Annotated in this window: 10 protein-coding genes; 5 read left to right on the top strand and 5 right to left on the bottom strand. The window is 73.1% G+C overall.

What is annotated here, in order from left to right:
• Positions 1 to 203 precede the first annotated feature (203 nt).
• The 4 genes from G3I65_RS10250 (at position 204) to G3I65_RS10265 (ending at position 3,353) form a co-directional block, all read left to right on the top strand.
• Complete coding sequence (locus G3I65_RS10250; RefSeq protein WP_160695888.1) at positions 204 to 1,397, top strand: oxygenase MpaB family protein; 1,194 nt, start codon at positions 204 to 206, stop codon at positions 1,395 to 1,397.
• Between the two features lie 167 nt (positions 1,398 to 1,564).
• Positions 1,565 to 2,380: an enoyl-CoA hydratase-related protein gene (locus G3I65_RS10255; RefSeq protein ID WP_203612338.1), complete on the top strand. Its 816-nt coding sequence runs from the start codon at positions 1,565 to 1,567 to the stop codon at positions 2,378 to 2,380.
• Between the two features lie 58 nt (positions 2,381 to 2,438).
• The gene (locus G3I65_RS10260; RefSeq protein ID WP_160695890.1) at positions 2,439 to 2,957 is read left to right on the top strand and encodes a dihydrofolate reductase family protein; all 519 of its coding nucleotides are present in this window, start codon (positions 2,439 to 2,441) and stop codon (positions 2,955 to 2,957) included.
• Positions 2,958 to 3,095: 138 nt separating this feature from the next.
• On the top strand, positions 3,096 to 3,353 hold the full coding sequence (locus tag G3I65_RS10265) for a hypothetical protein (protein WP_203612339.1): 258 nt from the start codon (positions 3,096 to 3,098) through the stop codon (positions 3,351 to 3,353).
• Here G3I65_RS10265 and G3I65_RS10270 read toward each other — a convergent pair.
• Genes G3I65_RS10270 through G3I65_RS10280 form a run of 3 tightly spaced genes read right to left on the bottom strand, consistent with a single transcriptional unit; the run spans position 3,350 to position 6,413 of the window.
• Positions 3,350 to 4,897, bottom strand: coding sequence for an acyl-CoA carboxylase subunit beta (locus G3I65_RS10270; RefSeq protein WP_160695891.1), 1,548 nt, complete (start codon positions 4,895 to 4,897; stop codon positions 3,350 to 3,352). The two genes, G3I65_RS10265 and G3I65_RS10270, sit on opposite strands and share 4 nt — an antisense overlap.
• The gene (locus G3I65_RS10275) at positions 4,894 to 5,664 is read right to left on the bottom strand and encodes an SDR family oxidoreductase (RefSeq protein ID WP_160695892.1); all 771 of its coding nucleotides are present in this window, start codon (positions 5,662 to 5,664) and stop codon (positions 4,894 to 4,896) included. The genes G3I65_RS10270 and G3I65_RS10275 overlap by 4 nt, the downstream gene beginning before the upstream one ends.
• Positions 5,661 to 6,413, bottom strand: a complete 753-nt coding sequence (locus G3I65_RS10280; RefSeq protein ID WP_125311989.1) for an SDR family oxidoreductase — start codon at positions 6,411 to 6,413, stop codon at positions 5,661 to 5,663. The genes G3I65_RS10275 and G3I65_RS10280 overlap by 4 nt, the downstream gene beginning before the upstream one ends.
• A 150-nt stretch (positions 6,414 to 6,563) precedes the next feature.
• Here G3I65_RS10280 and G3I65_RS10285 point away from each other — a divergent pair, with 150 nt between their 5' ends.
• Positions 6,564 to 7,334: a hypothetical protein gene (locus G3I65_RS10285; RefSeq protein WP_309235373.1), complete on the top strand. Its 771-nt coding sequence runs from the start codon at positions 6,564 to 6,566 to the stop codon at positions 7,332 to 7,334.
• A gap of 6 nt (positions 7,335 to 7,340) precedes the next feature.
• Here the strand turns inward: G3I65_RS10285 and G3I65_RS10290 are convergent, their stop codons facing one another.
• Positions 7,341 to 8,297, bottom strand: coding sequence for a zinc-binding dehydrogenase (locus G3I65_RS10290; RefSeq protein WP_160695893.1), 957 nt, complete (start codon positions 8,295 to 8,297; stop codon positions 7,341 to 7,343).
• A 68-nt stretch (positions 8,298 to 8,365) separates the two neighbouring features.
• Positions 8,366 to 8,918: alpha/beta hydrolase (locus G3I65_RS10295; RefSeq protein WP_160695894.1), on the bottom strand; the 553-nt coding region annotated here is incomplete at its 5' end.

Below are 8,918 nucleotides of genomic sequence, written 5' to 3' on the forward strand. Positions count from 1 at the left end.
CGCGGGAGCGGGGCCATGCGTGCCAGTCAACCACGAACCGGACGCGGCGCCCGGCGACGGACCGATTCAGGCCGGTACCACTCTTGCCGACCGCGGCACCGGGTGTCTATGTTAATGGAGAATCTCGTCCCGACAGCCCACGATCCAGGTCGTTTGTCGAAGCTCTACGCACGTACTGCCTACCGAGGAAGCTAGGTAAGTAAATGAGTAATCTCAGCCGGAGGAACGTTCTTTCGCTCGGTGTCGCACTGGGGCTGGTGGGCGCGGCGAGCGCCGTCCCGGCGTGGGCGTCGACCGGCAGCGCCGCGGCGGGCACGGACCCGTGGTGGACGTGGGACGACGAGGTGGACCGCCTGATGGCGGGCGTCCTCGACACGGGCCAGGTCCCCGCGGTCAACACGGCACTGCGGCCGTGGGTGGACAACAGCGACGCGCTGCCCACCGGGCTGCCCGCCGACCTCGCCGGCTACCTCCAGCAGGCCAACCGGCTGCCGTCCTGGGCCGACGCGACCAAGCTGCGCCGCGCCGCCGACTTCAACCGCCGCAAGGACACCTACCTGTTCATGCTCTACGGCCTGGGCAGCGGCATCATGAGCACGGTCATCCCGCGCGAGGCCAAGTCGGTCTACTGGTCCGCGGGCGGGGCGAACATGCAGGACCGCGCGGCGAAGACGTTCACCTTCGGCTACGACCTGAGCGACCTGAACGCGTTCGAGCCGAGCGGCCAGTTCGTGGTCACGGCCAACAAGACGCGCCTGGTGCACGCGGCGGTGCGCCACCTGCTGCCGCAGTCGTCGCACTGGCGGGCGGTCGCCGACGAGCAGATCCCGATCAGCAACGGCGACATCCTGGTGACCTTCCACAGCCTCGGCACCTACGTGCACCGGAAGCTGCTGGAGTGGCGCGTCCCGATGTCGGCCGCCGACGAGGAGGCCTTCCTGCACCAGTGGCAGGTCGCCATCCACCTGCTCGGCGTCCGCGACGAGTTCATCCCCAAGACCTGGGCCGAGGCCGACGCGCAGTCGACGCGGGTGCTCACCCCGCTGCTGTCCCCGACGACGGAGGGCAAGGAGCTGGCGGAGGACCTGCTCGGCCTGACCGCGCAGATCGACCTGGGCGTCACCCGCGGCTTCCTGAACGAATTCGTCCGCTACGTCCTCAGCGACGCGGTCGGCGACTGGCTCGGCCTCCGCCGCGACTACGCGGCGGCCGCACTGGTCCGCACCGGCTGGCCGGCCTACATCGCGTTCCGGGAAGGCCTGCTGCCGATCGCGCCTGCCGGGTTCTACATGTTCGACCAGTTCATCCGCGCGATCGCGATGCTGTTCCTGAACAAGGTCAGCTCGCCGACGAGCACGCCGATCACGATCCCGACGGGGAACCGGCCGGGCGCTTGACCGCCGCGCGGCTCGTCATGCCATGAAAGAGTCATTCACCTCACCAGACGACATGAATGAGTCATTCATGTCGTCCAGACCCGGGGTCGCGCGCGTGCTCGACGGCGGACGGCATCGGCCCAGCTGGGCACGCCGAGGCCTGGCCACCACCGAAGCGACCGCTTAGTATGGTCTCCGACCCCGAGGAGGCGGCCTTGGCCACGGTGGATGGCGTGCGGTACGCGGCGGACGGCGCGGTCGCGACCCTGACGTTCGACAAGCCCGGCCGCAGCAACGCGATGGACGTCCCGATGCAGGCCCGCTACGGCGCCCTGCTGCGGCAGGCCGACGCGGACGCCGGGGTTCGCGCGGTCGTCGTCACCGGGGCGGGGAAGGCGTTCTGCCCCGGCGCCGACCTGGGGCTGCTCGACGGCATCGCCGCCGCTCCGCCGGCCGGGGGCGGTGGGCACGAGAACTTCCGGGACGTCCTCGCGGCGGCGTCGGTCGGGGTGCCGGTGGTCGCCGCGATCAACGGCGGCTGCGCCGGGCTCGGGTTCGTCATCGCCTGCTCGGCCGACGTCCGCTTCGCCGCCGCGGGCGCGAAGTTCACCACGGCGTTCGCGCGGCGCGGGCTGATCGCCGAGTACGGCGTCGCGAAGCTGCTGCCGGAGCTCGTCGGGCAGGGACGCGCCCGTGACCTGCTGCTGTCCGGCCGCACGTTCACCGCCGAGCAGGCGCTGGACTACGGCCTGGTCCAGGAGGTCGTGCCGGCCGAGGAGCTGCCGTTGCGCGCGCACGCCTACGCGACCGAGCTGGCGACCTACAGCGCACCCCGCTCGATGGCCGTGATGAAGCGGCAGTTCGAGCGGGAAGCGTCCCTCACCCTCGAAGACGCGGCGCGCGAAGCGACGGCGCTGATGATCGAGTCGTTCGGCCGCCCCGAGCTGGCCGAGGGCCTGGCCAGCTGGAACGAGCGGCGGATCCCCAAGTTCCCGGACCGATGAGTTTTCGTGGCCCGGCCGGTCGGTACTCCTGACCGACGCCACCACGAAAGCAGGTCCCATGGCCAAGCTGCTCTACGCCTTCAGCACCTCCCTCGACGGGTTCATCGCCGGCCCGGGCGGGGACATGTCCTGGCTGACGCCCCACCTCGGGCCCGACCCGGTCGTCGACGAGCTGATCCCCCGCATCGGCGCCCTGCTCGTCGGGCGCCGGACCTACGGCGGCGACGACCCCCACCGCGGCACCGAAGGCGAGGGCAAGGCCTTCGGCGGCGGCTGGGAGGGGCCGCAGTTCGTGCTCACCCACCGCCCCGCCGCCCCGGCCCCCGCCACCACCTTCGTCGGCGACCTGCGCGAAGCCGTCAGCCAGGCGAAGGAAGCCGCCGGGGACAAGTACGTCAACGTCCTCGGCGCCGACGTCGCCCGCCAGTGCCTCGAAGCCGGTCTGCTGGACGAGATCCTCGCCCTGCCCGTCCCGGTGCTCCTCGGCGACGGCGTCCGGATGTTCGACCGGCCCGGCGGCGAGCCGGTCGAGCTCGAACTGCTCCGGCCGCACTGGTACCGCGTCCGCCGGAGGTGAACCTTTCCGCCCGGAATCCCGACTGTCCCGGTGACGCGCGCATGACGCGAGGCAGGGGGATGCGGTGAGCGACGAACTGCTGGTGGTGCGTTGCCAGCTCGGGGAGCGGGAGGCGTTCCCCGAGCTGGTGCGGGATGGGTGCTGAGCCGCCGCCGGCCGCTGTTCGCCCGGGACCGGGTGCTGGGCGCCCGGCTCGCGCTCGCGGTCAGCGTGAGCACCTGCGCCGTCTGCACGGCCTTGGCCGCGATCCGCGGCACCACCGCCGAAATCCTGGCCACGGCCCTGACCGGCGGCGTCCTCATCGCGGTGGCGGGACTGCTGCCGGCACGGGCACACGCTCGGCGCCGTGCGCTGCTGCGCTTGCGCGACAGCCTGAGCAGCACCACACCGCGCTAAGGCCGCGTCCCGAACGACGGCGGGCCGGCCAGCCTCGGCAGCACCGCGTAGGCGTCCCCGATCCAGTCGCACAGCCGGGCCCGGGTCTCGCGCGGGTCGATGACGTCCTCCACCGAGAAGCGCTCCGCCGTCCGGAACGGCGAGCGCACCGCGTCCAGGCTCGCGCGGATCTCCTCGATCCGCGCCGCCCGGTCGTCGGCCGCGTCGAGTTCCGCGCGGTAGGCCGCTTCGATGCCGCCTTCGACCGGCAGGGAGCCCCAGTCGCCCGAGGGCCAGGCCCAGCGGCGGACCAGGCGGTGGCGGTTGACCTGGCCCGCGCCGCCGACGCCGAACACGCGGCGGACGATCACCTCGGCCATCGGCACCCGCGCCTGGTAGACCGCGGTGACCGCGCGGGCGCCGTGGCGGATCGCGCCCGCGCGCTCGGCCGCCGCGCCGATCACCATGCCCGCCTGGTCGGTCAGCGACACCAGGGGCAGGTGGAACGTCTCGCAGAGGTCGACCAGCCGGGTCATGACGTCGGCGCCCTCGGGGGTCAGCGTCGCGCCGCGGTAGGGGTCGGTGGCCAGCACGCCGACCGGGTGCCCGTTCAGCCGCGCCAGTCCCGCGTACGCCGAGCCGCCCGACACGGCGTAGTCGAACACCGAGCCTTCGTCGAAGACACCGTCCAGCAACGGCCGCAAGCGGTAGGGCTGACGCCGGTTGCGCGGCACCAGCGAAAGCAGCCCCTCGTCGGCCCGGTCCACGGGGTCCGATGTGGACGTCACCGGCGGTATCGAGTCCACAGAGGACGGCAGATACGACAGGAACTGTTTCGCCACCGTGAAAGCCTCGGCTTCGGTAGCCACGATCCGGTCGATCGCGCCGCTGCGCCGGTGGACGTCGGCACCGCCGAGTTCCTCCTTGGTGAGGTCCTCCCCCGTCGCGTGCTTCACCACCGGTGGCCCGGCGACGAACAGCTGCCCGGCGCCTTCGACCAGGACGTTCAGGTGCGACATCACCGCCCGCGCCGCCCCGAGCCCGGCCACCGGGCCGAGGCACATCGCGACCACCGGGACCGTCGAGAGGTTGTCCACCACGAGGTCCCAGCCCGGGTTGACCGGGACGTAGGTGAACCCGTGCTGCTCCAGCATCTTCACGCTGCCCCCGCCCCCGGTGCCCTCGATCAGCCGCACCAGCGGCAGCCGCAGCTCGTTGGCCAGGCGCTCGGCGTAGACCTGCTTCTCCACGATGGCGGCGTCGGCGGCACCGCCGCGGACGGTGAAGTCGTCGCCGCCGAGCGCCACCCGCCTGCCGTCGAGCCGGGCGGTGCCGATGACGAAGTTGGCCGGGGTGAACGACTCCAGCGAACCATCCACATAGGACGCCGTACCGGCCAGCGCGCCGATCTCGTCGAAGCTGCCGGGGTCGGCGAGCGCGGCGATCCGCTCGCGGACCGTCGACCGCCCGGCGGCGTGCTGGCGGGCCACCTTGTCCGGCCCGCCCATGCGCTCGGCCAGCTCGCGCCGCCGGGCCAGCTCGTCGACCTCCGGCTGCCAGCTCATTCCGCCTCGAGCGCCGCTTCGACCTTGCGCTGCAGCTTGTTCATCCCGCCGAGCCAGCGGTCGGTCTGCGTCGCGCGCGCCGCGTAGTAGTCGGCGACCTCGGGGTGCGGCAGGACCAGGAACTGCTTCGACTCCATCGCCGCGAACAGCGCGTCCGCGACCTGCTCGGGTTCGATCGCCGACGCGCCCATCAGCAGCTGGCCCGCGGTGCCGGTGCTCTCCAGCATCGCCGTCCGGACGCCCTGCGGGCAGATCGCCTGCACGGTGATCCCGCGGTGCCGGTAGGTCGCCGACAGGTACTCGGCGAAGGCGAGCGCGCCGTGCTTGGTCACCGAGTACGGCGCCGAGCCGAGGCTGGTCAGCAGGCCGGCGGCGGACACCGTCGCGATGAAGTGGCCCTCGCCGCGTTCGAGCCACGCCGGCAGCAGCTGGTTCGCCGCGCGGACGTGCGCCATGACGTTGACGTCCCAGGTGTGCGCCCAGACCTCCTCGGGGCTTTCCGCGCCGCCGAAGGGCGCGATGCCCGCGTTGGCGCAGAAGACGTCGATCTCGCCCAGCGTCGCGCGGGCGCTCTCGATCAGTTTCGCCACGCCGTCGACACTCGCGACGTCGCCGACGAACGCCGTCTCGCCGACCTCCTTCGCGACTTCGGCGGCCTTGTCCCCGTCGAGGTCGGCGACGACGACCTGGGCGCCGCCGGCGGCGAACCGGCGGGCCAGCGCGGCGCCGATGCCCCCGCCACCGCCGGTGACGACGACGCCGGTCACAGGCCACCCCCGAGGGTCACGCCGCCGTCGAGCACGACGGTCTGCCCGGTGATCCAGCCCGCGTCGTCGGACAGCAGGAACGCCACCGCGCCCGCGATGTCGGCCGGCACGCCGAGCCGCTTCATCGGGTACGCCGAGGCGACCTCCTCCTCGCGGCCCTCGTAGAGCGCGGTCGCGAACTTCGTCTTGACCACGGCCGGGGCGACGGCGTTCACGCGGATCTTCGGCCCCAGCTCGGCGCCGAGCTCGACGGTCAGCCGGATCAGCGCGGCCTTGCTGACGCCGTACAGGCCGATGCCGGGCGAAGCGCCGAGGCCTGCGACGGAAGCGACGTTGACGACGGCGCCGCCGTGCTCGCCCATCCACGCGTCGCGGGCGCGCTTGGTCCAGCCCAGCGGCGCGAGCACGTTGACGCCGAGGATCTTGGCCGCGGCGGCCGGGTCGATGTCCAGGGTGGGCCCGTAGACCGGGTTGATGCCGGTGTTGTTGACCAGGTAGTCGAGCCGGCCGAAGTTCTCGATCGTCTTGGCGACGGCCTCGTCCTGGTGGTCGGTGTCGTCGGCCTTCCCCGGCACGAACATGGCGACGTCCGGGCCGCCGAGGGAGTTCACGGCCTCTTCGAGGGCCTCCGGCTTGCGCGCGGTGATGCACACCTTGGCGCCGCGTTCGACGAGCGTCTTCGCGATCCCGAGGCCGATGCCCCGGCTGGCCCCGGTGACGATCGCGACGCGATCCTTGAACGAGTTCACGGCAGTGTGTCTCCTTCGTGTGGTGCCCGGCACATACCAAGCAGTCGGTCAGTGGCCCATTATGCGCGAAGGGGCCACCGCGCACACCCTGCCCGGAATGTGACCTTGCCCCGCTACCTTCCCCCGGAACACGTCATCGAGGGGGCCCGGGTGCGCAAGTCCGTCCTGACCGTCGCCGCGGCGGCACTGCTGCTGACCGCCTGCGACCCGGCACCGGCGCCACCGCCGGCCGCGCCCGCGCTCGCGCCGCCAGCCACCGACGTCGCCGGGCTGGTCGGGACCGCCCGGACCGGTATCGGCCACGGGCCGTCGGCGGCGTTCACGACGACCGCCGTGTTCGGTCCGACCACCCAGAAGTACACCGGCTCCCTCCGGTTCGACGGCGGCGAGACGTCGCTGTCGATGGTGCTCGACGGCGGCGAGACGCGCGTGATCGGCAAGCGGACCTTCACGCGGACGCCGCAGGAAGCGATCCCCGGCAAGCCGTGGGTCGGCACCGACGCCGGCGGCGCCGACCCGGTCGCGCAGGCGCTGGGCGCCGGGGTCCCGCTGGCCGTCAAGCTCCCGGACCTCGGCCGCGCACTGGCGGAGATCGAGCGCACCGGCCGGCTCGTCTCGGCCGGCCAGACCAAGCTCGGCGACGTCCCCGTCAACCACTACCGGCTCGAACTCGACCCGGCGAAGGCACCGGAACTGTTCCCCGAGCTGGCGCCGCAGCCGGGTGCCGCCAAGGTGCCCGCCCAGCTGTGGCTCGACGCGGCGGCCCGGCCCGTCCGGTACGCCGTCGACTTCACCGCCGGCCCCGCGGCGGCCAAGGGCACCACCGACTACCGCGACTGGGGCAAGCCGGTCGACATCCAGGCCCCGCCCGCCGACCAGGTCGTCGACGAGGCCGAACTGCTCAAGAAACTCGGCCGGTGACGCGGGTCACCGCACCGCGAGCACCAGCTTGCCGGTGGTCACTCCCGACTCGATGCGACGGTGCGCCTCCGCGGCCCGTGCCAGCGGCAGGGTTTCGACGTCGACGCGCAGTTCGCCGGCCGCGACGGCCGTGACCGCGCGGCGCAGGGCCGCGCCCACGGTCTCCGGGGCGATCGCCGCGAAGGCCGCGAGATTGAAGCCGGACACGGTCTTGTTCGTGAACCACAGCTCGTTCGCCGGGATGCCGACGTCCTCGGCACCCGACGCGTTGCCCATCACGACCAGCCGTCCCATCGGCGCCAGCGCGGCGAGCCCGGCCCGCCGGGCGGCGCCGCCGACCATGTCGACCACGACGTCGAACTCACCGCTGATCCGGTCGCGCAGCACGACTTCGTCGTAGCCGAACGCCTTCGCGGCGGCGATCTTGGCTTCGCTGCCGACGGCACCGACCACCCGGCCGGCCCCGAGCAGCCGGGCCACCTGCCCGAGCTGGCTGCCGACCCCGCCCGCGGCCGCGTAGACGAGGACGCGTTCGCCGGGCTGGAGCCGCGCCACGCGCTCCAGCACGAGGAAAGCGGTGGTGCTGTTGGACGGCACGGCGGCCGCGCGTTCGAACCCGCCGTCCGGCAGCGGCGCGACGAGCGCGGCCGAGGTGGTGACCACCTCGGCGTACCCGCCGCCGGCCACGATCGTCAGCGCGGCGACCGGCTGACCGGGGGTCAGGCCCTCGACGCCTTCGCCGAGCGCGCGGATCCGGCCGGCCACCTCGATGCCGGGGACGAAGGGCAGCGGGACGTCCACGAGCCCCTGCCGGTAGAGGACTTCGGCGAAGTTCGCGCCGGCGTGGGTGACGTCGATGGAGACTTCACCGGGCCCGGGTTCGGGGACCGGGACGGCGGCGAGGCGCAGCACCCCGGCGTCGCCGAACTCCGGGATGGTGACCGCGTTCATGGTGTTCGTCATGCCGTCGATCGTGCGGCGGTGGCGGCGCGCGGGACAGGCCCGGCGCAACCTGGGTCCGGCAGGACCAGTCAGCGCGGCACGAGCGCCCGGACCGCCTCGATCAACGCCGGGCCGTCCAGCAGGACGGGGTCGTTGTGGTCGGCGCCGGGAATCTCCACGAGCCGCGCCGACGCGGCGACCGCGACCGCGCGGCTCTGCGACGGCGGCACGATCGAGTCGGCGCCGCCCAGCACCACCGCCGTCGGCACGCGCACGCGCACGACCCGCTCTTCGACCGGGAAGCGGTCACGCAGCAGCAGGCGCACCGGCAGGTACGGGTAGACCTCGGCACCCACCGCCGCGAGGTCGGTGAACGGCGAGCGCAGGAGCAACCCGGCCGGCGGGTACGCCGTGGCCAGCTCGGTCACGACCGCGCACCCGAGGCTCTCGCCGAAGTACAGGAGCCGCTCGGGCCGAACCCGCCGCTCTTCGACCAGGAACCGGTGCGCCGCGCGGACGTCGAGGGCCAGGCCGGCTTCGCTGGGATCGCCCGGATTGCCGCCGTAGCCGCGGTAATCGAGCAGGAGCACGGCCAGCCCCGCCTCCGCCAGCTTCGCCGCCAGCGGGGCGCGCCCGGCCCGG

The organism is Amycolatopsis sp. SID8362 (assembly GCF_010550475.1).
Classification (GTDB): Bacteria; Actinomycetota; Actinomycetes; order Mycobacteriales; family Pseudonocardiaceae; genus Amycolatopsis; species Amycolatopsis eburnea.

What these genes read in the sequence shown, in the direction of transcription:
- G3I65_RS10250 (WP_160695888.1), top strand. Translation starts at nt 204, where the DNA reads ATGAGTAATCTCAGCCGGAGGAACGTTCTTTCGCTCGGTGTCGCACTG.
- G3I65_RS10255 (WP_203612338.1), top strand. Translation starts at nt 1,565, where the DNA reads ATGGTCTCCGACCCCGAGGAGGCGGCCTTGGCCACGGTGGATGGCGTG.
- G3I65_RS10260 (WP_160695890.1), top strand. Translation starts at nt 2,439, where the DNA reads ATGGCCAAGCTGCTCTACGCCTTCAGCACCTCCCTCGACGGGTTCATC.
- G3I65_RS10270 (WP_160695891.1), bottom strand. Translation starts at nt 4,897, where the DNA reads ATGAGCTGGCAGCCGGAGGTCGACGAGCTGGCCCGGCGGCGCGAGCTG.
- G3I65_RS10290 (WP_160695893.1), bottom strand. Translation starts at nt 8,297, where the DNA reads ATGACGAACACCATGAACGCGGTCACCATCCCGGAGTTCGGCGACGCC.